The 26,334-nt window shown below is 62.5% G+C and carries 25 protein-coding genes and 1 pseudogene; 11 read left to right on the forward strand and 15 right to left on the reverse strand.

Features of this window, described 5'->3' with window-relative positions; translation table 11 throughout:
• Positions 1-7 precede the first annotated feature (7 nt).
• From N440_RS19950 to dcm, 3 genes are read right to left on the reverse strand one after another with little or no spacing between them, the layout of a single operon-like run.
• On the reverse strand, positions 8-1,465 hold the full coding sequence (locus N440_RS19950) for an ATP-binding protein (protein WP_243831388.1): 1,458 nt from the start codon (positions 1,463-1,465) through the stop codon (positions 8-10).
• 43 nt (positions 1,466-1,508) lie between these two features.
• Positions 1,509-3,644, reverse strand: coding sequence for a sigma-70 family RNA polymerase sigma factor (locus N440_RS19955; RefSeq protein WP_133936419.1), 2,136 nt, complete (start codon positions 3,642-3,644; stop codon positions 1,509-1,511).
• A 25-nt stretch (positions 3,645-3,669) separates the two neighbouring features.
• Positions 3,670-5,247, reverse strand: a complete 1,578-nt coding sequence (gene dcm / locus N440_RS19960) for a DNA (cytosine-5-)-methyltransferase (RefSeq protein ID WP_133936420.1) — start codon at positions 5,245-5,247, stop codon at positions 3,670-3,672.
• 29 nt (positions 5,248-5,276) lie between these two features.
• Between dcm and N440_RS19965 the strand changes: the two genes are divergently transcribed.
• Positions 5,277-5,750 (forward strand): very short patch repair endonuclease, encoded by a 474-nt coding sequence (locus tag N440_RS19965; RefSeq protein ID WP_279587431.1) that lies wholly within the window; start codon positions 5,277-5,279, stop codon positions 5,748-5,750.
• Between the two features lie 919 nt (positions 5,751-6,669).
• Here N440_RS19965 and N440_RS19975 read toward each other — a convergent pair.
• The 5 genes from N440_RS19975 to N440_RS19995 all read right to left on the reverse strand — a co-directional run bounded on the left by N440_RS19975 (position 6,670) and on the right by N440_RS19995 (position 12,671).
• The gene (locus N440_RS19975; protein WP_133936423.1) at positions 6,670-7,038 is read right to left on the reverse strand and encodes a hypothetical protein; all 369 of its coding nucleotides are present in this window, start codon (positions 7,036-7,038) and stop codon (positions 6,670-6,672) included.
• A gap of 452 nt (positions 7,039-7,490) precedes the next feature.
• Positions 7,491-7,916 carry an energy transducer TonB gene (locus N440_RS19980; protein ID WP_133936424.1) on the reverse strand — a complete coding sequence of 142 codons (426 nt, stop codon included), beginning with the start codon at positions 7,914-7,916 and terminating at the stop codon, positions 7,491-7,493.
• A 91-nt stretch (positions 7,917-8,007) separates the two neighbouring features.
• Positions 8,008-8,217 (reverse strand): hypothetical protein, encoded by a 210-nt coding sequence (locus N440_RS19985; RefSeq protein ID WP_133936425.1) that lies wholly within the window; start codon positions 8,215-8,217, stop codon positions 8,008-8,010.
• 129 nt (positions 8,218-8,346) lie between these two features.
• Complete coding sequence (locus N440_RS19990; protein ID WP_133936426.1) at positions 8,347-12,159, reverse strand: XVIPCD domain-containing protein; 3,813 nt, start codon at positions 12,157-12,159, stop codon at positions 8,347-8,349.
• A gap of 11 nt (positions 12,160-12,170) precedes the next feature.
• Positions 12,171-12,671, reverse strand: a complete 501-nt coding sequence (locus tag N440_RS19995; protein ID WP_133936427.1) for a hypothetical protein — start codon at positions 12,669-12,671, stop codon at positions 12,171-12,173.
• Between the two features lie 398 nt (positions 12,672-13,069).
• Between N440_RS19995 and N440_RS20000 the strand changes: the two genes are divergently transcribed.
• The 5 genes from N440_RS20000 to N440_RS20020 all read left to right on the forward strand — a co-directional run bounded on the left by N440_RS20000 (position 13,070) and on the right by N440_RS20020 (position 17,788).
• Entirely contained in the window at positions 13,070-13,996 is a 927-nt protein-coding gene (locus N440_RS20000; RefSeq protein WP_133936428.1) for an XVIPCD domain-containing protein, read from the forward strand.
• A gap of 166 nt (positions 13,997-14,162) precedes the next feature.
• Complete coding sequence (locus N440_RS20005; protein ID WP_133936429.1) at positions 14,163-15,308, forward strand: YncE family protein; 1,146 nt, start codon at positions 14,163-14,165, stop codon at positions 15,306-15,308.
• Between the two features lie 143 nt (positions 15,309-15,451).
• Positions 15,452-16,027: a hypothetical protein gene (locus N440_RS20010; RefSeq protein WP_133936430.1), complete on the forward strand. Its 576-nt coding sequence runs from the start codon at positions 15,452-15,454 to the stop codon at positions 16,025-16,027.
• Positions 16,028-16,104: 77 nt separating this feature from the next.
• Entirely contained in the window at positions 16,105-16,680 is a 576-nt protein-coding gene (locus N440_RS20015; RefSeq protein WP_133936431.1) for a hypothetical protein, read from the forward strand.
• A 40-nt stretch (positions 16,681-16,720) separates the two neighbouring features.
• Positions 16,721-17,788, forward strand: coding sequence for an XVIPCD domain-containing protein (locus tag N440_RS20020; RefSeq protein ID WP_133936432.1), 1,068 nt, complete (start codon positions 16,721-16,723; stop codon positions 17,786-17,788).
• 108 nt (positions 17,789-17,896) lie between these two features.
• Here the strand turns inward: N440_RS20020 and N440_RS20025 are convergent, their stop codons facing one another.
• Both N440_RS20025 and N440_RS20030 read right to left on the reverse strand, forming a co-directional pair.
• The gene (locus tag N440_RS20025) at positions 17,897-18,313 is read right to left on the reverse strand and encodes an XVIPCD domain-containing protein (protein ID WP_133936433.1); all 417 of its coding nucleotides are present in this window, start codon (positions 18,311-18,313) and stop codon (positions 17,897-17,899) included.
• Positions 18,314-18,388: 75 nt separating this feature from the next.
• Positions 18,389-18,868, reverse strand: a complete 480-nt coding sequence (locus N440_RS20030; RefSeq protein WP_133936434.1) for a nuclear transport factor 2 family protein — start codon at positions 18,866-18,868, stop codon at positions 18,389-18,391.
• 221 nt (positions 18,869-19,089) lie between these two features.
• Between N440_RS20030 and N440_RS20035 the strand changes: the two are divergent.
• The 3 genes and pseudogenes from N440_RS20035 to N440_RS20040 all read left to right on the forward strand — a co-directional run bounded on the left by N440_RS20035 (position 19,090) and on the right by N440_RS20040 (position 20,913).
• A pseudogene (locus N440_RS20035) lies at positions 19,090-19,915 on the forward strand (alpha/beta hydrolase).
• Between the two features lie 9 nt (positions 19,916-19,924).
• Positions 19,925-20,098 carry a hypothetical protein gene (locus tag N440_RS20395; RefSeq protein WP_166671591.1) on the forward strand — a complete coding sequence of 58 codons (174 nt, stop codon included), beginning with the start codon at positions 19,925-19,927 and terminating at the stop codon, positions 20,096-20,098.
• Between the two features lie 152 nt (positions 20,099-20,250).
• Positions 20,251-20,913, forward strand: a complete 663-nt coding sequence (locus N440_RS20040; RefSeq protein WP_208322812.1) for a hypothetical protein — start codon at positions 20,251-20,253, stop codon at positions 20,911-20,913.
• On the opposite strand, the gene N440_RS20045 is transcribed toward N440_RS20040, so the two are convergent.
• Positions 20,910-22,052: a hypothetical protein gene (locus N440_RS20045; protein ID WP_133936436.1), complete on the reverse strand. Its 1,143-nt coding sequence runs from the start codon at positions 22,050-22,052 to the stop codon at positions 20,910-20,912. The genes N440_RS20040 and N440_RS20045 overlap by 4 nt on opposite strands.
• A 100-nt stretch (positions 22,053-22,152) precedes the next feature.
• Here N440_RS20045 and N440_RS20050 point away from each other — a divergent pair, with 100 nt between their 5' ends.
• On the forward strand, positions 22,153-23,121 hold the full coding sequence (locus tag N440_RS20050) for a polysaccharide deacetylase family protein (protein ID WP_133936437.1): 969 nt from the start codon (positions 22,153-22,155) through the stop codon (positions 23,119-23,121).
• Positions 23,122-23,124: 3 nt separating this feature from the next.
• Here N440_RS20050 and N440_RS20055 read toward each other — a convergent pair whose 3' ends face one another.
• From N440_RS20055 to N440_RS20065, 3 genes are all read right to left on the reverse strand, one after another.
• Positions 23,125-23,967, reverse strand: a complete 843-nt coding sequence (locus tag N440_RS20055) for an MnmC family methyltransferase (RefSeq protein WP_133936438.1) — start codon at positions 23,965-23,967, stop codon at positions 23,125-23,127.
• A gap of 124 nt (positions 23,968-24,091) precedes the next feature.
• Positions 24,092-24,415: a hypothetical protein gene (locus N440_RS20060; RefSeq protein WP_133936439.1), complete on the reverse strand. Its 324-nt coding sequence runs from the start codon at positions 24,413-24,415 to the stop codon at positions 24,092-24,094.
• A 67-nt stretch (positions 24,416-24,482) separates the two neighbouring features.
• Complete coding sequence (locus N440_RS20065; RefSeq protein ID WP_133936440.1) at positions 24,483-24,899, reverse strand: hypothetical protein; 417 nt, start codon at positions 24,897-24,899, stop codon at positions 24,483-24,485.
• Between the two features lie 90 nt (positions 24,900-24,989).
• On the opposite strand from N440_RS20065, the gene N440_RS20070 reads away from it, so the two are divergent.
• On the forward strand, positions 24,990-25,274 hold the full coding sequence (locus tag N440_RS20070; protein ID WP_006437851.1) for a hypothetical protein: 285 nt from the start codon (positions 24,990-24,992) through the stop codon (positions 25,272-25,274).
• Between the two features lie 88 nt (positions 25,275-25,362).
• On the opposite strand, the gene dmeF is transcribed toward N440_RS20070, so the two are convergent.
• Positions 25,363-26,328 (reverse strand): CDF family Co(II)/Ni(II) efflux transporter DmeF, encoded by a 966-nt coding sequence (gene dmeF / locus N440_RS20075; protein WP_133936441.1) that lies wholly within the window; start codon positions 26,326-26,328, stop codon positions 25,363-25,365.
• Positions 26,329-26,334 lie beyond the last annotated feature (6 nt).

A 26,334-nucleotide genomic window follows, 5' to 3' on the forward strand; every position in this document is an offset into this window, starting at 1 on the left:
TCTCTCTTCAGTCCTTGGAGATGTTGTCCGGCAAATTTTTGACCAGCTCTGAGTGGAGATCGAAGGGTTCGGTTCTTAGAAGCTGCCGCTTTGCCATGCTTGGCGACATGCCCTTCTTCTCCACCAGGCTCCGGTAGATCACATTGAGAACCTCTCGAACTGAGTCGTCGGGCTCCCCTGTGAATCCCCCCTTTGCATGCTCTCCGCTTTCCGCAGCTTCAAGCCAGATTCTCTGCACGGGGATAGTTTCTTCGAGGACACGTAACATCGCTTCAACCTTGGTGCCGTACGCTGCGTCATCCAGCAGTTCTTTCACCGCTGCGTGCGTCCGGTCGACACGGTAGCGTCGCCCTGTCGCCGTCTCTCTCGACTGCCACACGGGTACAACCTCGTCGCGGCGGCCCAGCGATGAATTCGAATGCGCCCGATGCAGGAATACCTTGCGCGCCCTGTCGCGCGCGTCTTCGGCCAAGCGGTAGAGCTGATCCCGCAGTGCAGCGGGAGGATGAGCGGATGACTTGCGGATGTCGATCTTCCATTGCGCATCGAGATCGTTGGGCAGGTCCAGCCGGATGCGTGCGAGCCTGTGAGCCTCGTCCTTGGACCAGGAGCGTCCACGTCCCAGACCGAGCCAGCTGCCTGCAACCAAAAGTCTCCGTCCACGATAGATGTAGAAGCCTTGTTGACTCGACCATCCCTCGGTTCCGCCCGCTTCAGCGTAGGCCTTGTCGTTGAGGCGGTCTTTGTGGGGCAGCACGAAGGCCTGGCTGGTGATTCTCAGACCACCTTCGCCAACGCTCGACTCGGGTGACCTCCAGGTTGCCGGATTTGACGACAGGAATGGGTCCCACGGTCTAACTGCTTTCCCGTTGAGCCGCAGCTCAATGCCGGGGCCGCTGCCGTCAAGATAGCGGTGGAAGATCATTGCGAGGTGGCGCTCCACGTCGTCAATGAGGTCAAGGAAATGCCTGCTTGTGAAGCCTTCAGTGACAATCCGATCGAGTTGTTCCCACAGGACTACTGTCCCTGATGACTGGGTAGTGTGCTGTACCAGGCGTGGCTCTGAGGATGACTCGGGTCCATCAAGAAGGTGCCACCCGCCATCAGGATCTGAAGCAAGGACATCCAGATCCCAGCGCAGGCAGCTCGATTGACCATCCTTGATGCTCAGAACGGTCAACCTTCTGGCTTGTGAGAACGATGCTGTCTTGAGTCCCAAGCCAAAGCGACCCAAGTCCGAGGCCCCCCGTACGTCCAAGGGGTTGCGGTCGCCGAGGAGCATTGCGCTGAATAGCTCAGCATCGTTCATGCCTCTGCCGTCATCTGCAATGGATATCCAGCTGTCTACGCCATTCCAATTGAACCCGACCTCTACATGGCCGGCGCCAGCGGAAATGCTGTTGTCCACCAGGTCTGCCAGCGCCGTGGCCGTCGTGTAACCCAGGCCGCGCAGTGCCTCAATCATGGCGTCAGCCCTGGGGGGAGCATTTCGGCCTTGCGGCCTACCCTTACTGTTCTGCTGCATCGTCAGCCTCCGGCTTTCCATCGACCAACTCCCTGAGACGTCGCGAAGGGTGGCGCATCAGTCTTAGCGCCTTGGACTCAATCTGACGTATCCGCTCTCGAGTTACGCCAAAGATCTGGCCGACTTCCTCCAATGTCTTGTCGTTGCCGTCGATCAATCCAAACCGATGTCGGATGACTTCAGCTTCTCTTGAACCAAGCGCACTTAGGCAGTCATCGATCGCTCGCCTACGCAAATATCCATCAGTGACTTCCTCAGGCGGCTGAAAGGTATCTGGAGTGGCGAGGACCGAATCTGCTATCTCATCCTGCTGGTCCCAAGAGATCGCGTCGTGCGCCACATTCAGCAACTTTGCTACATCCCCAACTGATAGATCGCAGACCTTGGCGATGTCCTCGGCGCGCACGTCATCGAATGAGTCTTCACGGAGGACTCTGACTGCCTTTGAAACCTTGTTGACCTTTTCCATGACGTGTATGGGCAACCTTATGACACGCGCTGTGTCTCCGATGGCCCGCCCAACGGACTGTTTCAACCACCACATTGCATACGTAGAGAATTTGTTGCCCCTTGCGTAATCGAATCTGTCGATAGCCTTGAGCAGGCCTATCAGGCACTCCTGAATGCGATCCATGCGTGGCAGCGTGCTCCACGCGTGGCTGTCTGCCACGTGCACTGCGAGTCGAACGTTTGCATGGAACATCTCGAGCTCAAGGCGCGACAGACGCTGCACCGCTCTACGCAGTAGGACGTTTGTGCACCCAGCTGCCCTGAACTCCTTGTCAAATCGTTTAACGGTCGATGAGGTGAGCTCCAGCGCAGATACTGCGGCCAATGCATCCCTAGCAAGACCTTGGTTGTCTGGATCTTCCTGGAAGGTGAAACATCCGCAGCGTGCGCTTTCCAGCATTTCGCTCAGGTTGAGTCCACTGACGGGCTGGGCCGGGGCTGGATCATCATCGGCGTCATCCGAGGCGTCGAGAAGATCGCTGGCGCGCTCATCGTCTTCGTTGCTGATGTGGCTGATTTGGCCGACTGAGACGCGACCCCGCTCAAAGTCTGTGGCTAGGCCTGCTATCGACGCGACAGCATGGGGGCTCTCTGCGATGGCGCGATACGCATCCTTGAGGGAGAAGTCCAGCAGAAGCCCAATTCGTTCTTCGCCCGTACGGTCAAGCAGAACAGACGACTGGGCAATCTTTGCGAAGTGGAAGTAGGGATCGTTCGTCATGGACGCGAGATCCTGCATGAACTGCTCCAATTCACCGGTATCGCTGTCCGATGCTGGTTTGCTCTCCTGTTCTAGATGCAGAGGAGGTAGCCACTCATCATCGTCTTCCGGTACGGCGTCAATCTGGCCCATAAGGACAGTGAGCTGGCGAAGTACATCGCCCCTCTCATCGCCTTCAATCTCACGGGAGATGACCTCAAGGTCAAGAGGATTGAAGTTGCCCTCCATCTGGGCGCGATGAACTAGCGCTTCGAAGAGTCCATGTGTCGAGCTGTGATTGAGCTCCCGGACCAGTGAAATTTCGGCGTGGCTTGGGAGTAGCTTCGCCAGGTCACTCCAGTCCTCATCGTTATCGACAATTACGTGCTTGGAAATCACCTCCTGCACGATCTGTATTGTCGATCGAAGTGAGGGATCCTCCAGCGGCGCTTCGGTCGCGACTTCTTCCTCCCAAGTGGCAAAGAACTCGGACTCGAACTCAGCACCGTTCGGAGAGGAGTTCTGTGTAGAATCAGTGGCTCGCGTTTGAGCAGATTCCTCGGCCTCACCATCACGTTCATTGCTCCAGAGGCCGTCCAGCGTGGCTGGTGAATCGTCAGCCTTCTGGACTGCACGCCGCTGAACATCGAGAGCATGCTCCGAAATCAGGCGGCAGAGATCCAGATGCCCTTTGGAAGCGGCAAGCATATGTAGTGTCCGCCCCTGCTGGTCGCGTGCCTCTACGTCACCCCCGAGTTGAAGGTAGCGCAGAACATGCTCCGCATCGCCGCGAAGCGCGGCGAGTCGAAGGAGCGGCTTCAGCGATGATTGCCGCTTGTCCCCGGCGCTGGCTTCACTGCCAGCCCGGGTACCTTTAGAGCCTAGGGACTCCATTTCCCCTTGATTCATTGGTTCCCCCTGTTGAACCTTCCGCCTAGCTCAGTATCGACCACACGACTCGGGCGATCTGTCTGGCAATCAAAGGCGGAACTGCATTTCCGACCTGTACAAATTGCTGAGTCCTATTGCCGAGGAAAACATAGTCGTCCGGGAACGACTGCAACCGAGCGGCCTCTCTGACAGTGAGACTTCGGCACTGGCGAGGATCCCAATGGATGAACGCGTGACCATCTCGCGAAAGGTGGCTGGTCACCGTATTTGAAGGCTTGCCCTTGAGCTGAACGCGGAAGCGATCCGAGAACGAACCACTTTCCCAGTTCAAGTGATCAGGCGCGAGCTTCTTTGGAAAGTCACGGCTGGTCGGTGATCTGTCGTGCTCGCGCGCGAATGCCGCGCAGAAGAGGTAGCGCCCGAGGTCGGATTTCATGTGTCCCCGAGTCTCATGGTTGAGCACGGCGTGCTGCGAGTCGCTCTTGAGCTGCTTGACGTAAGGGTTGCTGTCCTGGGTGTACTTAATCGAGCCGCGCGGAAGCCCGCCGGATGGAACAATCGAGCTGAGCTTCTCGATCAGCTCTGGATGGGATTTGCCCAGAATCCGGACCAGGCGATCCCTCTCCGATTCCATGGCCTTCCGCCATTCTTCGGGATCGTCCTGTTTGCGGCTCAGTCCGCTTCTCAGCCTGGGAAGCCCCTCGAGGGCTTTCTTCACACTGACCGGCTCTGCGGCATTGAGGCCGGGCAAGTCCTCGATTCCATCGGGAAGAAGATCTTCCCGGACACCCATGATGATAACCCGGTGTCTCGCCTGTGGAATTCCGTGGTTCTCACACTTGATGATGAATGCAGACGGATCCTCCGCGACAAGTTCGCTGGTCCGCTTCTGATTCGCCTCAACGTGGATAGGAAGAAGCACATAGCGATACCCGTTCTTTCCCCCCTTCTTTTCCCTTTTCAGGGCTGCAGCAGGGTCGGAGAGATCGCGCATGATTGCAGCGAACATCTCCTTGTTGCCAACCTTGGAAGTCAGGATTCCCTTGACGTTCTCCATGATGAAGACAGCGGGTGAGAACTCGTCAAGAAGACCTAGGTATTGCTTGTAGAGGAAATGCTTCTTGTCGCCCTTTGAGGAGAACCCCTCCACATGCCGCTGGCGAGCCCGGCCTACGACGGAGTAAGCCTGGCACGGGGGGCCTCCGATGAGGATCATCTTCTCGTACTGATCCTTGACCTCGTTGATCCGTGAATAGAGGGCATGATTGTCCCGCTCTTCTCCCAGAGTGAGGTTGAGCGCTTCTCGCTCGGCTTCAGCCCACAGGTCGCTCCATCGACCGTTTCCGAAGTGTGTTGCCGGAGGAAGGGCGTCGCCCTTCGCAATTTCATCCAGATAGTCGTAGTACTCTTGCGGAACTTGGCCTTCCTGCCGGATGAGAAGGCGATAGAAGGCCCTGAGACGGAGAGTCGAATGTGCAGACTTCTCCATTTCAGCGGATACCGCGAGTTCGAAGGGGTACTTGGCACCTTCTTCGGATTTGAAGCTGCTGAACCCTTCGCCGAGGCCACCGGGGCCGGCAAAGATATCAATTACACCGATGGGCTTACGTACTGCGGTCAAGACGGAGTCTCTGCTAGATGGTTGATGTGATGAGCCCGGCTGTTCGATCAGCACTGATGTCGAGAATCAGGGCCAGGAACACTAAGCCGGAGGTCACTGTCCGAAGGCACCTCTGGGCGCGCGGCTTCCGCTTTCGACTTCATACGAAGGGCCTCGCAGGAAAGCCTGACCTTGTGCTTCCGAAATGGAAGGCTGCGGTGTTCGTACACGGGTGCTTCTGGCATCGCCATGAGGGTTGCCCTCTTTTCAGACTGCCGAAGACACGCGCAGCCTTCTGGGATGCGAAACTCTCCGCCAATCGACAGCGCGACCTGGCGGTAGTCAGGTCGCTTCTGGACATGAGCTGGCGCGTGGCAGTTGTATGGGAATGCGCTATCCGACTCGACTCGAGTGTCGCGAGTGATCGCCTTTCGGAGTGGATATCCAGTGATCGCAAGGGAATAGAGATCCTGGCCAGCGACGGCGCAGTAATCTGTGGAGACTTGGATAGCGGTCAACCGTGAAAAATCCATCTGCCTACGACCATTCCCTTGTTCAGTTTCGCGTTCAGAAAGGGTGGTCGCTTTTGATCCAGGATGCCGGCCCCAATCTGTCTGCGGCAGGGTTCAGTGCTCCACTCTGAATGTCTGAGCCGCGCCCCCCGACGCCTGACGGAATCATACCAGGGTGGAAGCCCCTATCGCTGATTCTTTAGTGGCGCCGTGTGGCCATGGGGAGGATTGCCGAACTCCTGAGCTGCAGGAGCACCATGCTCGATTGCTTCGGGCAGCCGGCGGCAAGCTGGGCAGGTGGCCGCCAGGGCGTTGTCGGAGCTTAGTCGACTAGGACTCCGTCGATCAACGAGGGCGAGGATGGGGGTGGCATGAGGGCGTCTCACTTGCCGTGCCGGCCAAATCCTTGGCGTCGTCGGTGTTCATGGGGTGAGGCTGGACGGAAGCTCGTCCAGCATGCTCACTCAAGATGAGCGGCCACTACTCCGGCACAATCCGCCCACTCCAATGCGACAGCACTGGCACAACGCAGGGGACATCAATATCCCTACCCGCATACAGCACAATTACAAGCTGCTCCAACGAGTTGTCCACCAGCATCACGGGCTTGCCGTCGCAGCCGACCTCTAAGTACCTCTCTCCCGGGTACCGCGTGTCCAGCACCTGGCCCTCGCGCACAAGCCGAACGGCCTCCTCGCGCATGACAGCAAACTCAGAGTCGGAGACTTTCGGAAAGGTCCGCAGTTGCAAGCCAGCCTTGGGTACATGACAGCTGGTGATCGCCGCACATAGTGCCGCCAACAGGACAGAGCCATAGATCACAGACCTCATTGAACGCTCTGCAGTTAGGGGATGGACTAGAAAGAGAAAGGTCGGCCGATAACCCGTGGAGAGTCAGCAATCACGCGACAGATGGCTGAGTCCAACTGCGCTACTTCTGCCCCTGCACCCGCTCCGTAGCCATCACAGTCAACGCCACACACGCCATCTTCAACCCCTCCATCACCCGGTCCCCCACGTACTCTTCGTCGGTGCCGTTCTGCCGCGTGCGCTCCGCCGCCAGCATCAGCTCCGCCACCACGCGAAGGCCGCCCAGCGCGCAATCCGCATCAGCCATCTGCATGCTGCGCCCGAGGCTCATGTTGCGCTCGGGCCAGGGCTGCCCATCGGCAGCGGCGCCTGCGCAAATGCGATGCAGCGTGGCGACAAACCCAAGGGGATAGGGGGAGGGATCTTTCTCGTGATCGGTGTTGGCCGGATCGCGGCGGGTGTTCACACCGGGTAGCTTCGTTGCGCTCATGGCAATGCTCCGTACAGGACAGACAGCAGGGCCACCGATAAAGGTGGCGGACGGTGCGGGCTCGAAAACCGGTAAATGCCAGACCGGCGGGTCCGAAGACCCCCACGCACCGCCCGCCATGGAACGCGAACGGATTGCCAGCCGGCGCCACACAAAAGGTGACGCCGGCTGGCGAGCGGCTACAGCTGGCAGTTACACGGGTTTTCGAGTCCCGCGCCACCCTTTTCCGGTGGCACGCCAAGAGATACCCGCGCAGCTGCCAAATGCCAAGAAACTGCAGAACCGGCGATTGCCAATCCTGACGCTTTCGGCATTGTCGCACACGGTGTTAAGGCAGCAAACGATTGCGCTGCAATGGTCTTGAAGGCCTTGGCGTTATTGACCCCAAGCACAGAAATGCCCGCAGCCAAGGCCGCGATGCAGGGCCAGTTGCGACAGGCTGGATCAGCGGTTCAGGCGGCCGGCGCCTCAGTCTTCGGCGTGAAGGTCAAACGCACCCGAACCCGCGCATGCTTCGCGACGCCCTCAACCACGACCGGATCGAAGCGCCACTCATCCACCGCATCAAGCGCCGCACGATCAAACTCCCGCCGCCCACTGGACCGCGCCACCATCACGTTGGTTACGTGGCCCAGCTCATCCAGCTGAGTCACCAACAGCACCTGCAAGGGAAACTGCGGCGACGTATCAGCGGCCGTGACCGGTGGCGTTGAATACACCACCGCAGGCGCCTGCTGCAGCTTGAAGGTGGGGTTGTCATCTGCCTCTACAAACACCTCTGTGGAAATGCGTGGATCTGGAGCCATGGCAATGGCAGGCAAAGCGCCCAGCAGCATCAGAACGAGGGTCAGTGCCAGGGCGGCGTTCAAACGGGGCATACGTGGCTTCCATTCCGGTGCGCTGCCAGCATAGCGGCCATCCTCTGGCATCGCTTGCCTTGAATACAGACTTGCAGGACTTCTGCGCGGATCACATAGGCGCGCCCGGCCGTGGCCACAGCGCATCGTCGCGCTCCAGGTCGTAGTCGCTGCCGAACGCCAGTGCCGCCTCGCGTGGTGGAAGGTCCGCGTAGCAGCCCAGCAGGTACTCATCCATGCCGGCATCGCTATGGTCGATGGCGAACAGGTGGAGAAGCTCCTTGTCGAAGGCTTCCAGCCAGGCGGGGTCGATATCGGTCATGACCGCTCTCCATAGGGAGCAGCAGCGTCGCTTACAGGTGTCTCACTGGTTCGGACTCTCGAACAGGTAGCGCAATGGTGGCTTTATCGATCCGAGCCATTCATCGTGGCCTGCATCTGAACCCGGTACTCACCCCATGCTTGCCGCGCGCACCTGGATGTCCTGCTGTGCTCGCTCGTCCTGCAGTTGCTGTTCCTGCTGATTGGCCAGTGCGCGCTGCTGCGCCTCCCTGCTGACCGAATCAAACTGCAGCAGTGATTCCTCTACCGGCATCTGCGCGGCCTCCGCAGTGGGCATGGAAGCTCGCAGATGGGCGGGGTCACTCGCCTCGCCCTGCACCACGAAGAGGGTATGGCCAGCAGGATGCGTTGCAGTGGCGTTGCTTACGAGCACATGATCAACGTGGGACAGATCATTGTCCTTGGCCAGGACCAGCAGGCTCGCAGTCATTCTTTCGCTTGTGACGTCGAAGCTGCGGCCATGCTTGGCGTCCAGCTCCTCCACGCCCTCTCGGATCTGCTGATAGAGCGCGTGATCGGGGTGGCCGGGCTGCATTGGATTGCTTTGCGCCACAGTGGCGGGCCGCGGCTCTACATGTTCAGCGAGGACGCGTTCCTCACCCGAGGGCGAGGAGGGAAGTGCTGCCTGATGGGGAGCGTCTCCGCCAACGTCAGCGGCTCGGGGGCTTGCAGGTTCCAGCCCTGAATTGTCCCGGGCGGGTGGTGGCAGGACTGGGAGATCCAACGGAACTTCCTGCGCGGTCCTTGGGGCCTGCTCGCTCTCAGTAGGTTGTTCGTCTGCTTTGTCTTGAGCTGTAGCGGCGGCGGGCTGCACCGGCAGTGCGTCCGTAAGCTTCTGCGGCTCAGCACCGCCCTGATGCGCGGGATCCTCAGCCCTGTGCTCCTGCAGGTGAACTGGCTGGGTTGAGCCTGCGCTGGCCGCAGCACCTACGACCGAGGCATTCCGCTCCTCACGGGCCTGCTCTACAGTCGGTTCATGCTGCGAGGCACGTTGAGGGCCCACTGCTGGTGCAGCCGGTGCCGGCTCCTCCTTCCGAACGTCCTGCCGGGTGGCATCCTCTGCACGCTGCATCGAATCGGCTTGTCGTTCAGAGCGATTCTCTACTGGCTGCTCACTCTCACGCGAGCGGCGCGTGCGCTCTGGCTCAACAATCGACGCCGAGGGCGCCGCGATGACCGGAGCTGGCGCCGAAGTGGGCTCGCGAACGGGTTCAACGGCGGCGCTGGTTGCCGCACCTCGTTGCAGGTCACTGTCGACCTTCAGTGCCTCAGCCGGATCAATCTGCACTCCTCGCACCTCCAGCACGGCCGCAGACGCCGCTTGTTGCGCATCCACCGCCGCGCTGCCTTGGCGATTGGCCTCCTGCAGCGCTTGCTGATGTGCGTCCTGCTCCTTGGCAGTCAACGCAGTTATGCGTAGCTCGGGCACGTCGGGCGTCGTCGCCTGATCTGCAGGCGCAGCGCCTTGGGCAGCCAGCGAGGCCTCAGGCCGAAGCTGTGATTGAGCGCGTGCAATATCTTCAATGGTGGTGGTGCCGGTGAGCGTCATTCGGTTTCCGCCCGCGTCACCGAACGTGGCGATGGCACTTTCTGCACTGGGCGCGTGGGTACGAGGGTCTGGCATCAGTTCCAGAACCACGTCGCCTGTTCTGCCTTGCAGGTTCAGCGTCTGCTCCACGGCGACGGCCGTAGCCGCAAGCTGCTGCTCGGTGCGTTCGATGCCATGCCGCGCGTACAGCGCATCCACTTGGCCGCGAATGCCCTCGGGTGCAATCTGCGCGGTGTCTTTCAGTTGTGCGGCGATGTCATGCAGCCCGGCGATGCCGTCATTCTGGCTTTGCCAGGTGATCTCAAGCTCGTCGCTCAGGTTCCGGTTGGCGATGCTGTCAAAGATCATGCCCTTGCTGATCCATTGGCCGTCCGTCTGCCGTGTGTAGGCGTTGCCGTCACTCGCGTTCAGCGTGTTGGCGCTGGCTTCCGCGTCCTGAACGGCGCGGGGAACAGATGGATTGTTCGCGTCGCCGAAGTCGTTCCAGCGTCCTTGTTCGTGAGCAACCATGTAGCGCGCAGCGATCGCGGCTTTGGTGTTTGATGCGTTCTGGGCGATGACCGTGCGCGACTGTTCATCCAGCGCCTGCGCCTGCTCCGCCGAGACTGGCAGGTGGCGGCTGTTGGGCACCCGACCATCCACCATTTCCTTGATTTCAAGTTCCCATTGTCCTGAGCTGGTATCGCGCACAAAGGCGCGATCGGTTTCGAACGCACCTCGCGCGGGCTCGGCCAAGCCATTGGCGTTCAGCCGGTAGGGATTCTGTGGTGGTGGCGGGTTCGACAGGCCCAGCTCATATGAGGCTCGAGCCGCCTGCCAGTTCAACTGGCGCTCCAATGTGCCGGTGGCAACGTAGTTGGTGCGGAAGGTGACCTCGTCACCCTGTGCCGTCTGTACCGGGCGGACTTCCACCCCAGTACCGAGGTCGCTGCTCTGGACCTGCTGCTGTTCGCCGGCTCTTAGCCAACGCCCGTTGGGATCGTCCGGATTGCGCGACCAGGTGCGCCCCATCGGGTCAACCTGGGAATAGACGCGTTCGATGTCTTTCTGCTCGGCCCAGCGTTCGCCGAGGTAGGCTCCCAGGACGCCGCCACCGATACCTGTTGCAATGGCACCGGGGCCCGTCCATGAGCCTGAAGCAAGGCCGACACCGGCGCCGCCAACAAAGCCGCCTATTGCACCACCGACGTTGCGGCCGACGAAGTGTGCAGCGGTGGAATCTGCACCTGCTGCATTGCCCTGCGAGTTCAGCTCGATCCACTTGTGCCCGGAGGTGGCGAAGTCGTGCGCAAGCAGGGCGACACCGGCAACGCCTGCAGCTTTGATGGCCGGATTGATTCCGGCGTGCATGCCATGCGGTGCAACGTCGGCCACTGCTTCGGCAACGGCTGCCGCTTGGGGAGGGCCGCGTGGAGCACCTGGCTGCAGGGGTGCGTGCGATGGTGGTTCGGGCAGATCAGCGAACAGGCGTGGCCCGGTGCCCAGGTTGGCATGCGCCGCGACCCAGTTCGCGCGCGTGGTCGACATCTCGCTCAGGTTCAATGCGCTGTAGTCGTGCAGCGGTCGTTCGAAGAGCGTCTTGCTGACAGCGTCATAGCCATCGATGGGTTTGAGATGCAGGCGCACCTGCGCGACGTCGACAGGTTGCGCGCTGTTGGTAGTGGCATGCTGCGCGAGGCTGCGCTCAAGCGCCTGGTACTCGGCGGCGGACTGGCTTGCGAAGGCCAGCGGCTCTGGGCCGAAGGCGGTTATGGGGTAGCCGTTGATGCGGAGTTGCGGGTGTTCGAGCGCGGTGGGCAGTTCGAAGTTGCTGAACCCACGATTGGCGGGCGCCCCATCTACGAAGGCGACAAGCGGCTTGCCTGTGGAGATGGCGTTTTCGAGGAACTGGGAACTGCCGGCGTTCCACATCATGTCCTGGAGCGCGCCTTTGTAATCGCCCAAGGGAACGAAGCCCTGGGTCTTCATGAAGCTCTCAAACTTATCCGTAATCGCTAGGAAGTCTGGGTGCTGGGAGGGGCGATCTCCGGCATCGGTGATGTATTTTCCCCATGGCGTGTTGCCAATGATCCCAGCTTTGTAGTCCGCGTCTTCCACATACGCGACGGCACTCAGGAAGTTGGAGGCGCCAGCTCGGTCCTTCCCTGAGAAAGCGACGTAATCAATGCTTGGCGGAAGCTTCGGCGGATGACTAGCAATCTTCTGCTTGAGAAAATCCTCGTAGCTTGTAAGCGTGTCGGGTCCCGAGCCCGGGGATTTCAGGTAGTCAAGAACGACTGCCTTCTGTTGGTCAGATAGCAGGCTGCCGTCTCCCGCATTCGTTGCGGGATTCAACGTAGTAAGCGCAAAGTCATCAAACGAGAACGTAGGCACCACGTCTCACCTCAAGGAACACCGGCAGGAACGTGAAGCTCTGCAAGAACGACCCAGTCATTCGACAAGTCCGTATAGCTCTCAGGTGGTGACGCTCCCAACCGGACCAGCTCATCAACCTTGGCCAAGGCCACATAGCGGCGACTCTCCGGGTTGTTGACCTGGCCGGAAAATACATTCACGAGCCCCTCCGCAACACTGCAGATGAAGGAGTACTTTTCCTCGGAGTTTCCCAATGCCTTCTGCAGCCTGAGGATGGACTCGAGAACCTGGTGCGGACTCAATTCCAGCGTGTAGCGAACTTCGCGACGTCCATGCTGTTCGACGACCTGCCTGGTGCCAAAGAATCCTGTCGCGCCAACTTGATTTTCATTGCGACGGAACATGTATTGGTACTCAATCTCGTCGCTCCCATCTCGCCCGGTTGCTGGCAGCATTCTCGGGAAGGAAATGGTCACACCGCTTTCCGGGTCAAACGCGGTGTTCTCGACTGGCATGAATCGGATAGGCATGGTTCTTCCCTGGAAGACCTTGTTGGTCGAAAGTTGAGTTTCGCGGTTTCGTTCAGTCCAGCTCTTAATGGCTGCCTATCTGCCAGGTGGCTGAATGGGCAGGATGAATTCGACTCCCGGCGACATGAGTATTGTCACGGAGAGCGCAGGAGCTCATCGATCTGAAGTCAGGAACGTGCGTCCAAGAGTATTTCAGCAGCAAGTCCATTGCAGCGGCTCAGCCACTATACGGCGGCGACCCAAACCACTCCACCCGCGAGCTTTCGGGGCGCCGGAATGCACGCTGGTTCACACATTCAGCAAGCCGTTCCCGTCACTCAGGCCACCTCCACCTGCCTCCCATCCCACCTATGCCATCATCCGCCCAGGATCGCAGCACCCATCAAGGCTGAACAGGCATGGAGCAGGCAACACGCTACACGGCAACGCTTTATCTGGCCGCACCCGGCACCCCGCTTAAAAGTGGAGGTGTCTCGCCGCGCGGCCATATGTACCTGCAGGTAGCTGCCGGCGACGAGGCCCACAGCTATGGCTTCGCACCGCCGCGCCAGGCGCCGGGTGAAGCCCGCATCGGCGTGCAGTACGCGCAGGTGCGCCACGACGATGTCGATGAGCATCTGGACCCGTACTACAGCCGCACCCTGGAAATCACCGAAGAGCATTACGGCTGCCTGCGTGACTTCGCCGAGGAACCGGCCGAGTTCGAATTCGATATGGATCGCCCGGCCACCATCAACCGTTGCAGCGATTTCGTCTGGGCGGCGCTGCATTACGCCGGCCTGCATCCGCTGCCGGCGCCGCTGGACGGCGGCAGCAACCTGGGCGAGTTCGCGGTGCTGTTCAACCTGCCGGAAATCCAGTGCATTGCCGCGCCGCTCCCGGGCAGCGATCTGAATGCCGAAACCCATCACGCGATGCCCGAGCGTGAGGCCGAGCATCATCGCCAGGGTGACCGTGCCAGCGATGAGCCGCCGCCGACGCCGATTGAAGTGGCCGGCACGCTGCTGGACCCTTCGCATCCAGACCATCGCTTGTTCGCGCAGCTGATCCAGAAAGTGGCCGAACTGGACGCCGCGCATGGCCGCCCGTTCGATGCGGACAGCCAGCGCATTAGCGCCAGCCTGCTGGTGCTGGCCAAGCAGAACAATCTCTCTCGCGTGGACCACGTGCTGCTCAGCCGGCCGACGAAAAGCAGCCATGCGGCCGAGAGCATCTTCATCGTGCAGGGTGACCGCAACGACCCGGGGCACCGCCGCGCCAGCATCGCCACCGAGGTGGCGGCCAAGACCGATGTGGCCGATTCGCTGCGCTTGAAGGAGCAGTAATCCGCGCGCCTGCCATACGCGCGCAGACGCACGCCACGCCCCCCACCTGTTAACATTCCCCCCGCAACCCAGCCAGCCCACCCCGCGCAGACAGCGCCGGAGCGGGCCGTCGCAGTACGGCCCAGCGAGCCAGGACACCCTCCCGTGCCCTTTCAAGGATGCTCGCATGTTCCGTCATTCCGCTCTCCGCTCGGCCGCCCTGGCCCTTGCCGTCTCGCTCAGCCTTGGCGTGCCGTCCGCGTTCGCCGACAACGCCCCCGCCGCCAGTGCCAGCACCGCCGTGCAGCGCCAGGCCGTGGCCAAGGGCCTGTACGAACTGGCCTACAGCCCGAAACAGAACGCCGTGTTCGTGGCCTCGTCCGGTGGCTTCGGCGATGACGCCGGCCCGGCCCAGGTGCTGCGTTTGAATCCCGCCACGCTGGCCGTGGAAACCCGCATTCCGCTGGAGCGCAAGGCGTTCGGCGTGGTGCTGGATGACGCCCACAACCGCTTGTACGTGGGCAACACCGTGGACCTGTCGGTGACCGTGGTCGATACCGCGCAGAACAAGGCCATCGGCACCATCCAGCTGATGGAGAAGAAGACCGGCAAGGACGGCAAGGCCGCCTACACCCACGACCTGCGCGAGCTGGTGGTGGACAGCGCCGGCAACCGCCTGTACGTGACCGGCCACAGCAGCCAGCCGGACGTGAGCAGCGTGCTGTTCGTGATTGATACCACCACGCTTAAGGTGATCAACACCATCGATGGCCTGGGCAATGCCAAGGCGCCGGGCCTGGCGCTGGATGCGGCCAACAAGCGCGTCTACACCAGCAACCTGCTGGCCGACCTGGTGGTGGTCGGCACCGATTCGAACAAGGTGGTGGCACAGCACAAGATCGCCGCCGAGCAGCCGATGAACATCGCGCTGGACCCGGCCGGCAAGCGCCTGTTCGTGACAGACCAGGGCTCGGAATTCCTGCGTGGTTACCAGGCCAAGAGCAGCGGCCTGGTCAGCAAGCACCCGGGCCAGCGCGTGCTGGTGCTGGACCGCAGCACCGGCAAGGAACTGGCCAGCATCCCGACCGATGCCGGCCCGCTGGGCATCCTGCTGGATGCACCGCGCAAGCGCCTGTACGTGACCAATCGCGAAGCCGGTACGGTGACCGCGTACAACAGTGACAGCTACCAGAAGGTGGCTACCTACAAGGTGCCGACCCACCCGAACAGCCTGGCGCTGGATGCGAAGAACAACGTGTTGTTCGTGAGCATCAAGAACGGTGAGAAGGATGACAAGGGCGCTGACGAGAGCGTGGCGCGGATTCAGCTGTAAGGCGATGACGCTGGGCCACGCCCGGCGACGTGCTGCGTGAAAAAGGCAGGATGCACACCCTGCCTTTTTCTTTGCCCGGTTGCAGTGCAGAAGGCTGCCCGCTAGGGTTGAAGCCCATGGCAGGGGGCCAAAGGGTCTGAATCATGCTGGGTATCCATCGCTGGCTGCGTGCCGGCCTGATCTTCACGCTGGCGGCCGCACTCTGCGCCTGCAGCAGCCGCATACCGGACGCGCCGGAGCCGCTGGATCTGGTCAAGCCGATCGACGTGGCCGAGTCCGGCCAGGCAGTGCGGTTCGAGTTCGAGACGAATGCCCGCAACTTCCATCCGGGTCGTACCTATGCGCTTGAGCTGGAAGTTGAGCGTCAGGGTCCGGAGGACAGCCGCGAGCCAAGCGTGGCTACGGCGCAGATCCCGTTTGAGGTGTCCCTGCAGCGATTGACCGCAGATACTTGGCAGGACGTCGCTACCTACGACAGCTACCAGGCAATGGCTCGCAATGCGGGAGCAGCGCTTCCAGAATGGCATGCATCCAGCGAATGGCGGTATACGTCACCGCACATGGGGAGTGACGGCCAATACACGCTGGACCTGGTTGCTCTGCCAATGGAAATTAACTCCCGCTACCGCGTGGACGTGCGTACGGTGCAGAGGACCGAGGCACTGCAGGATTACTCGGCCCGTTTGCGGATCCATGCCGCCCGTCCTGCCGGAAAGTAATCAATCGCTTGGTTGTGGCGCCCTTGTTCGCTCGTTAGGGTAGAAATTTCATGGCAGGGAGCCAAAGGGTCTGAATCATGCTGGGTATCCATCGCTGGCTGCTTGCCGGCCTGTTCCTCACGCTGGCGAGCGCACTCGGCGCCTGCAGCATCCGCATACCGGATGCGCCGGAGCCGCTGGATCTGGTCAAGCCGATCGACGTGGCCGAGTCCGGCCAGGCAGTGCGGTTCGAGTTCGAGACGAATGCCCGCAACTTCTATCCGGGTCGACCCTATGTGCTGGATCTTGAGGTGCGGCGACATGGACCGAAGCCTGACAGCGAGCGAGACATGGACGGTGTCCATATTCCTTTTGAACTGTCTCTGCAGCGCTGGGTCGCAGGTGCCTGGCAGGACGTTGCAACCTCTGATGTCTATCAGGCAAGGGCGCGCAACCTGGGTGAGCCGCTCCCCGAATGGCATGCATCGGCAGACTGGCGCTACGCGCAGCAGGTATCGATGGACGCCAGCCGATACAGGTTGAGCATCGTCACGCTGCCGATGGAAACAGGTGCCCGCTACCGCCTGGATGTGCGCACGGTGCAGCCCACCGCTGCGCTCCAGCATTACCCGACACAGCTGCGGGTTCATGCCGACCCACTCTCTGGAAAATAGTCACTGTCTCACCGCTGATGGGAGCTAAGGAATTCTTCTTATGGACAAGCCACGTTACGCCGTCGAGATCATCATTGCCGCGCCCGGTACGCCGTTGATAGACAAGAAGACCGGTAGCCAGGAAGTTGTTGATGGGGTGCCGCAGACTTCCGGGCCAGGCCACATGTTCTACGTGCTTCGTGCGCCTGGTCAGCCGCCTCAGAGCTACGGGTTTGCACCCATGGAACACGGAAGCGTGAACGGCCAAGGCAAGGTCATGAATGATGATGCGACGATCTACAAGGACCCCCATTACAGCCGCACGCTCGAAATCAGCGAGGAGCAGTACAAGAAGCTTGAAGCGTTCGGCACTTACCCAAGTAAGTACGGCTTTGATCTTCAATACAAGGACGTTCGCCACAACTGCGTGGACTTCACCTGGGAAGCCTTGAACCACGCGGGCATCGAGCGGAAAAAGAGCATCGACGTGAACGCGTTGGGAGGTGGCATCGGCCAATTGCTTCCCGATGTCCGCATTCCCTTGGAGAGCAAGGGTGCAGGCAAGGATGGGTTCCGACCGCTGCGCAACATCCATGGCGTGGACAGCATTGATCCGCCGTTTCCAGACAGCGAGCTCAATCAGAAGAAAACCAACCCTCTGCCGGAGCGCAGTCTTCAGCAACGCATCCTGAGCGACGCAGAGGGTAGGGGGGAGCGCAGCGGTGATCTTCTGGCCCGGCACAGCAACGACCCGCTGCTGTCGCAGATCCACCAGGGCGTGGCCCTGCTTGATGCAGAGCGGGGCCGCAGCTTCGATGCCACCAGCGAGAACATCAGCGCCAGCCTGTACGCCCTGGCCAAGGCAAACGGCCTGACCCAGGTCGACCACGTGCTGTTGAGCGACCGCACTGCGCAGGCCGATGCGGCGCAGAACATCTTCATCGTGCAGGGCGAACGCAACGACCCGGCACAGCTGCGCGCCAGCATGCCAGCCGCGGTGGCCGCGCAGACACCGGTAGAGACCTCGTTCGAGCGTGCCGAGCAGCTGTCCCAGTCTGCACAGATGCGCACGCATGACGAGTTGCAGCAGCGCCAGGTGCAGGAGCAGTCCGGGCCTCGCATGGTGTAGGGAAGCGGCCTTTTGACCGCAGCGAGGTGCGGTCGGCGTGGTCTACATCGACGGCAATCGCCACGGCGTGCCGGTGCTTGCCGTGCCGCCAACAACGCCGGAGGCGGCTCAGCCCAGGCGGTGTGCCGGATTCTGCTGCTGTTCCTGCTCATGGGTCTGCTGCTCGGGCAGCAACCCAACGGCGGGCTGCTCCGGGGCAAGCCCCAGCTTCTGCAGCGACTGCTCCACCGGCGTCTGTGCCGCCACCGCGGTCGGCATCATCGCGCGCAGGTGCGCGGGATTGGCCGGGTCACCCTGCACCACGAAGATGTTGTGTCCCGCCGGCTGGTTGGCCGTGGCGTTGCTGACCAGCACATGGTCGACCTGCTGCAGGCCCTGCTCGCGGGCGAGCACGGTCAGGCTGGCGGTCAGGCGCTCGCTGGTCTGGTCAAACGCACGGCCATGCTGTGCATCCAGTGCGGCCACGCCCTGGCGGATCTGCTGGTTGAGGCCATAGTCGGGGTGGTTGGGGGTGATCTCTGCCATGGCGATCAGACCGTTGCGCTGGGTCGTGGTGGACCCTGCCAGTATAGATCCGGCCTGTGAAGCACGTCCGATGGATCAATCCGCCGCGTGGTGGTCGTAGCTGATCACCCGCTCGGCCAGCCAGCGCCCGTCCACGCGGTGCCAGACCTGGATGAAGCGGGCCTGGCCGACCCAGCGCTCCACACCGTCCTTGCCGCGCTCGTGGAAGCGGTGGTCGCCGATCTCCAGCGCTCGCTCATCATGCAGCGGGAACACCTGCAGCGACGGCTCGACCAGCTCGCGACGCAGATGCCAGCCGCCCTTGCGCGCGTTGTCGCACATGTTGGCCACGCTGCGGCGGAAGTCTTCACGGTTGCTGGCTGATTTGCCGTCCTTGTCATGGAAGAACTCCATGTCTTCAGTGGTCATCGCGGCGGCCTTGCCGGCGTCGCAGGCCTCGAAGGCAGCGGCGAACAGTTGGGTGTCGGCCAGGCGGATCTGTTCGCGCAGGTCATCGGGGGGCAGCGGTGCGGCAGTGAGGCCGGCGGCCAGCAGGGGCAGGGTGAGCAGCAACATGGCGAGGCTCCAAGGGTGGTTCACGCAGGCTCGCATGGCATTCGGGCCGTTGCAGTCGGCTTCCGATGAAACGGGCTCTCCACGGAGCGAATGCCCGCATTGGCGGGCCGGCCCACGTGGCGTCGCCTGTGCAGGCGATGTCATGGCGACCGGCGATTCCATCACGGTCGCGATAGGGGCCGGCCACTAGCCTGCAATCCTCCCCTTCCACAGGAGTTCCCATGCCCGCTTCCCGCATCCGCCTGCACGTTGAAGACACTGGCGGCGACGGCCGCCCGGTGATGCCGCCCGGTGATCCTGATCCATGGCTGGCCGTTGTCCGCCGATGCCTGGAAGCCGCAGGTGTCGATCCTGCGCGATGCCCAGCATCGGGTGATCAGCTATGACCGGCGCGGTTTCGGTCGCTCTGACAAGCCGGCCGAGGGCTATGACTACGACACGCTGGCGGCGGATCTGGCTGGCGTGATCGAGGAGCGCGACCTGCGTGATGTCACCCTGGTCGGTTTCTCGATGGGCGGTGGCGAGGTGGCGCGCTACATCGCCAACCACGGGCAGGATCGCCTGCACAGTGTGGTGTTCGCCGCGGCGGTGCCGCCGTATCTGCTGCGCAGCGACGACAATCCCGACGGCCCGCTGACGCAGGAAAAGGCCGATGAGATGCGCAGTGGGCTGGAGAAGGATCGCGAAGCCTTCTTCGACGTCTTTACCCGCGACTTCTTCAGCGCCGACGGCAAGTTGATGGTGACCGAGGACGAGCGCCAGGCCGCGATCGCGCTGTGTCATCAATCCGACCAGACGGCAGCGCTGGGCTGCATGCAGGCATTTGCCACCACCGATTTCCGCAATGATCTTAAGAAGATCACCGTGCCGACCTTGATCCTGCACGGCGACAGTGACGCCATCGTGCCGTTCGAAGGCTCCGGCCAGCGCACCCATGAGGCGATCGCGGGCAGCGAGGTGGTGATCCTGGAAGGCGCGCCGCATGGCTGCAATACCAGCCACGCCGATCACTTCAATCTGGCGCTGCTGAACTTCCTGAAGCGGTAAGCGTCCGCGATGCGCCCGCCGAAGACCCCGCCGTGGAAGAAGCCCAATCCCAAGGGCCAGACGTCGCAGCCGCTGTCGGATGCACAGAAGGCAGCGGCGCGGCAGCGCGCCGAAGAAAACGGGCGGCGTTACCCGAACCTGGTGGACAACATGTGGGCGGCGAAGCTGCCGCGTGGGTCGTGAGCTGACGCAACCGAGCATGGGTGCGGCGCCAGGCAGACACCCTCCTCTGCCAGGCAAACAGCGTTTGAACCGGAACGGCGTTTGTCGCATCCGCCAGCCGACAGCCACGGTGCGCTTGGTTACGATGATCCTTTGTTGTCATGGATGATCTGATGGTCTCTGCTGCTTCGCGCTACTGCCGCATGTCTGGTCCTGGTCCGATCCTGCTGATGGTGCAGGTGGTAGCGCTGCTGGCGGTGGGACTGGCCGCCGGCTTCTTCCACTATCGCGTGGCCTTGCTGCTGGAGCCGGTGGATGACGCCTGCGGTGGCCCGGATCCCGTGGCGCGCATGCAGGTGGCCGAACAGCTGATGGCCCGCTCTCTCGCACTGGCTCCGTGGCAACCGTTGCAGTGGATTCCCATGGCCGGCCTGGTGCTGGCGCTGCTGGGGGCGATCTCGATCAGCGTGTACCGGCTGGGCCGCCTGTCGGACCGGCTGCGGTGGGCCAACTGGGCGATGATGGCCCTGCACGGCGTGATACTGATGCTGGCGGTGAGGGTCCTGCATCTATACGACATGGCGTGGATCAGCGTGGCCAAGCTGGCACCGACCACCTGCCTGGTGGAACTGGGCGAGCAGGGGCGGCTCCCGCTGGCGCAGGCGCAGGAGGTGGTGTTCGGCATTCTCACCCGCCAGCACGCCTTGCTGCTGCGCAATCCGGATGATCTGGCTCTGGTCCTGGCCGCGCTGCTGCTGATGGCGATGGTGGCCGGGTTCATGCTGTGGCGGGCGATCGTGCGGGCCAGATCATCGGAGGCGCTGGAAGACGGCTAAGGTCTGGAGTGCCCAGCATCCAATTTGATCCTGTCGTCTGCCTCCCTGCACGATAGGGTCTGGCGCAGATCCTTTCGCTCGAGCATATAGACGGCGGAAGGCTCTTCAGCCAGCTTCAGTTGCAACGATTCACCGAACGGAATGACACGCCCCAAGGGCTTCGTCCAGACGACGGGTGCATCGCGCTGTAGCGTTCGGTCAATCAGCGATGCCATCGGCCTCGCTTGAGGGTCAATTGCGAGGCGAACACAGCCGGCCATCCCTGTGCTCCCCATGCTGAGGATCGCGCGCGTGATCGGAGCGGATGTAGTGGGGAAAACGCAGGCCAGGGAGACTGCAAGCAATCCTCCCCAGAAGGCCTGTCGGACTATGCCATGGTGGCTGCTGCGGACGATGGCCAGTACAGCAACGAACTGGCCCAGCGCAAGAGTCAACGTACTGGAGGCGACCGCCAGCAGGACCGCGGTTGATCCATATCCAGCGGAGTTCGCGAGGTGGGCGACCCCGAGTCCTACCGGCAACATGGTCAGCGACTGCAGGATTGCCGAGGGAAGGCATGAGAGGAGCGGGGGGCGCTTGAAGCGGTGCCGGTGCGGGCGGCGTATCCAACGTCCGCAGACGGCCAGTACCGCAACGCTGAGGAGCGCCGAGAAGATCAGGATGATTGCCTGGGCCGTGGCGCCCGTATCGGCGAGTTCCATCCATAGGCACGCAGCCGTGAGAAGCAGGCCCGGTGACCACAGCAGAAGCAGCCATCGCGACAGATTCCCCATTGCAAACGCTTGCAGCGGATTGCGGAAGAAGGGCCCTCGATTGGGAATGATTGCGACGGCCAGGAGCCTGCCTTTCCTGCTCCTCGCCGCGCCTTCCATGACCAGCGCGCAGTTGTACACAAGCAACCCGCCAATCAGCGCAATCAACAGGACGATGATCGCGAAGAACAGCGGTATGAAGGCCACGAAGTCCGACGACAGAACGTTGATCGCCATTCGCTCCTGCATGCAGAAGTTCGCGACGGATGCCCCGCAGAGGAATACGATGCCGCCGAGAAAGAGCGACGTATTCTCACGGAGGGTGGCCGCGATGCGCTTCAGATCGCTCAGCCATGAAAGCTCGATCGTTCCGCCCACTTTTCCCATGATGTTCCTGACGTGCTCTGATTGACGCGGAGTTCATGGTCGTCGATACGCACTGGCACTAGAATCGGGGAAATCCTTACAACGTGTTCAAGGAGATCAGATGGTCGGGTTGCTGCGTGCGTTGCCGTTGCTGCTGTTGTCGTTGGCGGTACACGCCAACGAGGTGGACCGACGTATCGCGGTGACCATCGATGATCTGCCCTGGGCACGCGTGGATGAAATCGCGCCGCCGGATCTGCAGGCGCGTCATGAAGCCTTGATGGCCCAACTGCGGCAGGCGGGCGTGCCGGTGGTGGGTTTCGTCAACGAGAACAAGCTTGAGGTGGACGGCCAGGTGCAGCCAGCGCGGGTGCAGATGCTGCGCGACTGGCTGGAGGCGGGTTACGTGCTGGGTAACCACACGTACTCGCACATGGATCTGAACGCCAAGGGCGTGGCGGCGTTCCAGCAGGATTTCCTGCGCGGCGAGACGGTGCTGCGGCCGCTGCTGGCCGAGCGCGGGCAGACGCCGCAGTGGATGCGCCATCCCTACCTGCGCGCTGGGCGCAACGCGGACGAGCGCGTGCAGATGGATGCGTTCTTCAAGCAGCACGGCTACCGTGTGGCGCCGGTGACCGTCGACAACGGTGAGTGGGTATGGGCGTTCGCCTATGCCAACGTGATGAATGAGCAGCCCGACTCACCGGCGCGCGAGGCGACGCTGGCGCAGCTGCGCAAAGGCTACGTGCCGTACATGCTGAACAAGCTGGACTATTACGAGAAGCAGTCGCAGGCGCTGCTGGGCTACGCATTGCCGCAGGTGTGGCTGATGCACGCCAACGAGCTCAACGCGGCCACCTTCGCCGAACTGGTGGCGGCCACGAAGCGTCGTGGCTATCGCTTCGTGTCGCTGGACGAGGCGATGCGTGACCCGGCCTACGCACGCGGGGCTGAAGGCTACAACGGCCGCTACGGTCCCAGCTGGTTGCACCGTTGGGCGATGGCGGAGAAAAAGCCGAAGGACTTCTACGCTGGGGAGCCGGTGGTGCCGAAGTGGGTGATGACGCTGGCGAAGGTGGATTCGGAGTAGGGCTCAGCGCTTCACGGCCAGTACGCCGTCCAGTGCCAGTTCTGCCTTGAATCCGGCCTTTTCCAGCCGCTTGGCCACTTCGCGCGGGACATCGCGGCCGCTGGTCAGCTTGTTCGGCGCACCGGTGTAATGGAACAGGCGCCCACCCTTGCGGATCACGCGGGCGAGGTGGTCATAGAACACCTGTGAGTACAGCTCGCCGGCAATGCCGAAACGCGGCGGGTCGTGCAGGATCGCGTCGACGCTGTTGCTGGCCACCTGCTCGATCTGTTGCGAGACGTCGCCGTGGCTGAACTGCAGGCGGCCCCCGGCGGTGGCTGAGTCTGGATCCGGCGACCACGGATTGAGCGTGCGCAGCCACATCACGTCGGGATTCTTCTCGAACGAGCGGATCTGGCCGACGCCGGCCTCCAGCGCGCAGGCGGCGAAGTAGCCGAGGCCGCCGCAGGTATCGAGGATGATCTTGCCGGCGGGCGCGACCAGCTCGACCTTGCGACGTGCGTCCTCAAAGGGAGACAGCTTGGACGTCGGCAGCATCTTGATGCCGTCGATCTCGAAGGTGGGCGCGCCCCATTCGGTGGGCACCAGCTTGATCAGCGAGCCGCTGTAGCGCGAGATCGGCGCGAAGTCCTCGCCATCCCAGTAGTACAGCGTGCGGTCCTTCAGCTTGCCCGGCCACGGGTAGGCCTGGCCGCGGAAGTGGAAGCCATCGGTGTGCAGCGCCACGCTGTCCTGGCTGCGGCCGAGATCGAGCGAGCCCTGCCAATCGGCGGCGCCCTTGTCGTGGGCACGGCGCAGGGTGTCGGCGCTGTCGCGGGTCAGCAGAGGGCCGGTGTAATGGGGCACGGCGGGTACCGGGGCGGTTCGGGGGAGGGCATGGTACCGCAGCTGCCGTAGCGCCCAGGCCGTGCGGCAGTAGATCCACGCCATGCGTGGATGGAGGTAGGCTGGAGTCGAGCAGCGCTCGATGCTACAACTGGCTGCTACAGGTGAAGCCGTGGGTGGTTCCTTCCCCTGCAATCATGCCAACGCCACGCGACGGCTGCATGCCCTGTAGCGCGCAGGAGCGTCGATGGACCTCCTGGGTTTCGGGCGGCTGCCGATCAAAGTCGTAGCGCATGGTCCCATCCTCCCGCAGCAGCCAGTGCACGGTGACCCGTTCTTGGCTGCCGTCGCCGAGATCCCAATCCAGAGTGCGCATCAGCAGAATCTGGCCATCAGGTAGTTCCTGGACTTCGTCATAGGCGCCTTGGGTCTTGGCGACACCCAGCACTAGCAGCAGAAAGAGCATCATGGAAAGTTCCTCAAAGACCAGAGGATGTGCCCACTCCGCGTCATAAGGCCATCAGAATCATTGCGTGTTACGGGCACTTCACCGCATACACCGGCCCGGCGCCGATCAGCATCAGCGCCATGTAATCGCTGTCGCTGGCCTTGCCTTTCAGCGTGGCGCCCTTGTTGAAGTGGAAGATGCCGAAGCCGCCAGCCATGCGGATCAGCGCGCTGTCGATCTGCGTAGCGTCATCGCGGAAGTAGCGGCTGATCTCGCTGTTGCTGGCCATGTGCAGGGCGTTCGGTTCGCGCTGCCACTGGCCATCGCGATTGAAGGAGACGAAGTACTGGCCACCTTCCCTCTCGATGCGGAAGTCGGCGGGCTTGCGCGCGCTGGTGGCGAAACAGCCCTGCAGGGGATCGGCCGAGAAGGGAAGCCCGGCATCACCGCCACAGGCGGCGAGCAGCAGCAGGGCACCGGGTAGCAGCAGGCGGAGCGTGCGCATGGGATGTCCCTACAGGGCAGGTGCGGCTAGTGTAGGCAGCAGGCGGGCACGGCCCGTACAGGAATTCGGCAAGCGAAGAGGGGTTTTCGGATGGCGCAGGGCAAGGCACCGTGGTGCGGCGTGGCCAGTTGGCTGGGCATGGTGGTGGGCTGGGGCGCGGGCACGGTGGCCGCGCAGGCAGCGGTGGCGGCCGGTGGCAATGGCCTGGCCGCGGGGATGGGCGTGGCGGTCCTGGGTGCGGCGCTGGTGGGTGCCGGCTTTGCCGTGGCATCGCGCGTGCGCGGCGAGCGCTGGCCGTGGATCGGCATTGCCGGTGCGGTCGTTAGCGCGCTGCCGCTGCTGATGTACCTGCTGCGGATGATGTTGAAGCTCTAGTTGTAGTGCCGGCCGCTGGCCGGCAACGGCAGGTGGATCGCAGGCTTCATGAGGTTGCCGGCCAGCGGCCGGCACTACCCGACGCGGGTCATGCGCTGCGGTGGATCTCCACCGTCACGTGCACCAGTTCTTCATGGATGGCCAGCGCATTGCGCACGGTATCGGCATCCAGACTGGCGTCGTTGGTGACCACGCTGACGCTGACCGCGTACTTGCCGCGGCCGACCTGCCAGACGTGCAGGTCGGCCAGGCGTGCCGGCCATGGGCCCTGCTCGATCACCTCGCGCACTTCGGCCACCACCGGCGCGTCCATCTGCGCGTCGAGCAGGATGCGGCCGCTGTCGCGCAGCAGGCCGATCGCCCACACCGTGACCAGCACGGCACCGACCAGGCCCATCACCGGGTCCAGCCAGGTCAGGCCCAGCAGCTTGCCGCCGAGCAGGGCAACGATGGCCAGCACCGAGGTGGCGGCGTCGGCCAGCACGTGCACGTAGGCCGAGCGCAGGTTGAGGTCGTGACCGTGCGCATGGTCGTGATCGTGCCCGTGGTGTTCGCCATGATCGTGGCCGTGCCCGTGGTGATGATGCGCGTGGCCTGGGCTGTCGTGCAGCCACCAGGCACACAGCAGGTTCACGCCCAGCCCGACCGCAGCAATGGCGATGGCTTCGTTGTAGTGGATCGGTGCCGGTACCCACAGTCGCTCCAGCGATTGCACGGCCATCAGCGCGGCGACGCCGAGCAGGGCGATGGCGCTGGTATAGCCGGCCAGGATCTCGATCTTCCAGGTGCCGAAGGCGAAGCGCGGGTCGTGCGCGTAGCGGCGTGCACAGCGGTAAGCGAACACCGACAGGCCCAGCGCCAGCGCATGCGAGCTCATGTGCCAGCCGTCGGCGAGCACGGCCATGGAGTTGAACCACCAGCCGCCGACGATCTCCACCAGCATCATGCCGACGGTGAGCCACAGGGCGCGGCGGGTATTGCGTTCGGCCAGCGGGTTGCCGTCGTCGAAGCGGTGTTCGTGGCGGCGGGCGGCGGCGAGGGCGTCGAGGTGCATGGGGAC

It is taken from the genome of Stenotrophomonas sp. CC22-02, from assembly GCF_004365115.1.
In the GTDB taxonomy this organism is placed as follows: domain Bacteria; phylum Pseudomonadota; class Gammaproteobacteria; order Xanthomonadales; family Xanthomonadaceae; genus Stenotrophomonas; species Stenotrophomonas forensis.

What these genes read in the sequence shown, in the direction of transcription:
- N440_RS19950 (WP_243831388.1), bottom strand. Translation starts at nt 1,465, where the DNA reads ATGATTGAGGCACTGCGCGGCCTGGGTTACACGACGGCCACGGCGCTG.
- N440_RS19955 (WP_133936419.1), bottom strand. Translation starts at nt 3,644, where the DNA reads ATGAATCAAGGGGAAATGGAGTCCCTAGGCTCTAAAGGTACCCGGGCT.
- N440_RS19965 (WP_279587431.1), top strand. Translation starts at nt 5,277, where the DNA reads ATGAGCCCGGCTGTTCGATCAGCACTGATGTCGAGAATCAGGGCCAGG.
- N440_RS19975 (WP_133936423.1), bottom strand. Translation starts at nt 7,038, where the DNA reads ATGAGCGCAACGAAGCTACCCGGTGTGAACACCCGCCGCGATCCGGCC.
- N440_RS19980 (WP_133936424.1), bottom strand. Translation starts at nt 7,916, where the DNA reads ATGCCCCGTTTGAACGCCGCCCTGGCACTGACCCTCGTTCTGATGCTG.
- N440_RS19985 (WP_133936425.1), bottom strand. Translation starts at nt 8,217, where the DNA reads ATGACCGATATCGACCCCGCCTGGCTGGAAGCCTTCGACAAGGAGCTT.
- N440_RS19995 (WP_133936427.1), bottom strand. Translation starts at nt 12,671, where the DNA reads ATGCCTATCCGATTCATGCCAGTCGAGAACACCGCGTTTGACCCGGAA.
- N440_RS20000 (WP_133936428.1), top strand. Translation starts at nt 13,070, where the DNA reads ATGGAGCAGGCAACACGCTACACGGCAACGCTTTATCTGGCCGCACCC.
- N440_RS20005 (WP_133936429.1), top strand. Translation starts at nt 14,163, where the DNA reads ATGTTCCGTCATTCCGCTCTCCGCTCGGCCGCCCTGGCCCTTGCCGTC.
- N440_RS20010 (WP_133936430.1), top strand. Translation starts at nt 15,452, where the DNA reads ATGCTGGGTATCCATCGCTGGCTGCGTGCCGGCCTGATCTTCACGCTG.
- N440_RS20015 (WP_133936431.1), top strand. Translation starts at nt 16,105, where the DNA reads ATGCTGGGTATCCATCGCTGGCTGCTTGCCGGCCTGTTCCTCACGCTG.
- N440_RS20020 (WP_133936432.1), top strand. Translation starts at nt 16,721, where the DNA reads ATGGACAAGCCACGTTACGCCGTCGAGATCATCATTGCCGCGCCCGGT.
- N440_RS20025 (WP_133936433.1), bottom strand. Translation starts at nt 18,313, where the DNA reads ATGGCAGAGATCACCCCCAACCACCCCGACTATGGCCTCAACCAGCAG.
- N440_RS20030 (WP_133936434.1), bottom strand. Translation starts at nt 18,868, where the DNA reads ATGTTGCTGCTCACCCTGCCCCTGCTGGCCGCCGGCCTCACTGCCGCA.
- N440_RS20395 (WP_166671591.1), top strand. Translation starts at nt 19,925, where the DNA reads ATGCGCCCGCCGAAGACCCCGCCGTGGAAGAAGCCCAATCCCAAGGGC.
- N440_RS20040 (WP_208322812.1), top strand. Translation starts at nt 20,251, where the DNA reads ATGGTCTCTGCTGCTTCGCGCTACTGCCGCATGTCTGGTCCTGGTCCG.
- N440_RS20045 (WP_133936436.1), bottom strand. Translation starts at nt 22,052, where the DNA reads ATGGGAAAAGTGGGCGGAACGATCGAGCTTTCATGGCTGAGCGATCTG.
- N440_RS20050 (WP_133936437.1), top strand. Translation starts at nt 22,153, where the DNA reads ATGGTCGGGTTGCTGCGTGCGTTGCCGTTGCTGCTGTTGTCGTTGGCG.
- N440_RS20060 (WP_133936439.1), bottom strand. Translation starts at nt 24,415, where the DNA reads ATGATGCTCTTTCTGCTGCTAGTGCTGGGTGTCGCCAAGACCCAAGGC.
- N440_RS20065 (WP_133936440.1), bottom strand. Translation starts at nt 24,899, where the DNA reads ATGCGCACGCTCCGCCTGCTGCTACCCGGTGCCCTGCTGCTGCTCGCC.
- N440_RS20070 (WP_006437851.1), top strand. Translation starts at nt 24,990, where the DNA reads ATGGCGCAGGGCAAGGCACCGTGGTGCGGCGTGGCCAGTTGGCTGGGC.
- dmeF (WP_133936441.1), bottom strand. Translation starts at nt 26,328, where the DNA reads ATGCACCTCGACGCCCTCGCCGCCGCCCGCCGCCACGAACACCGCTTC.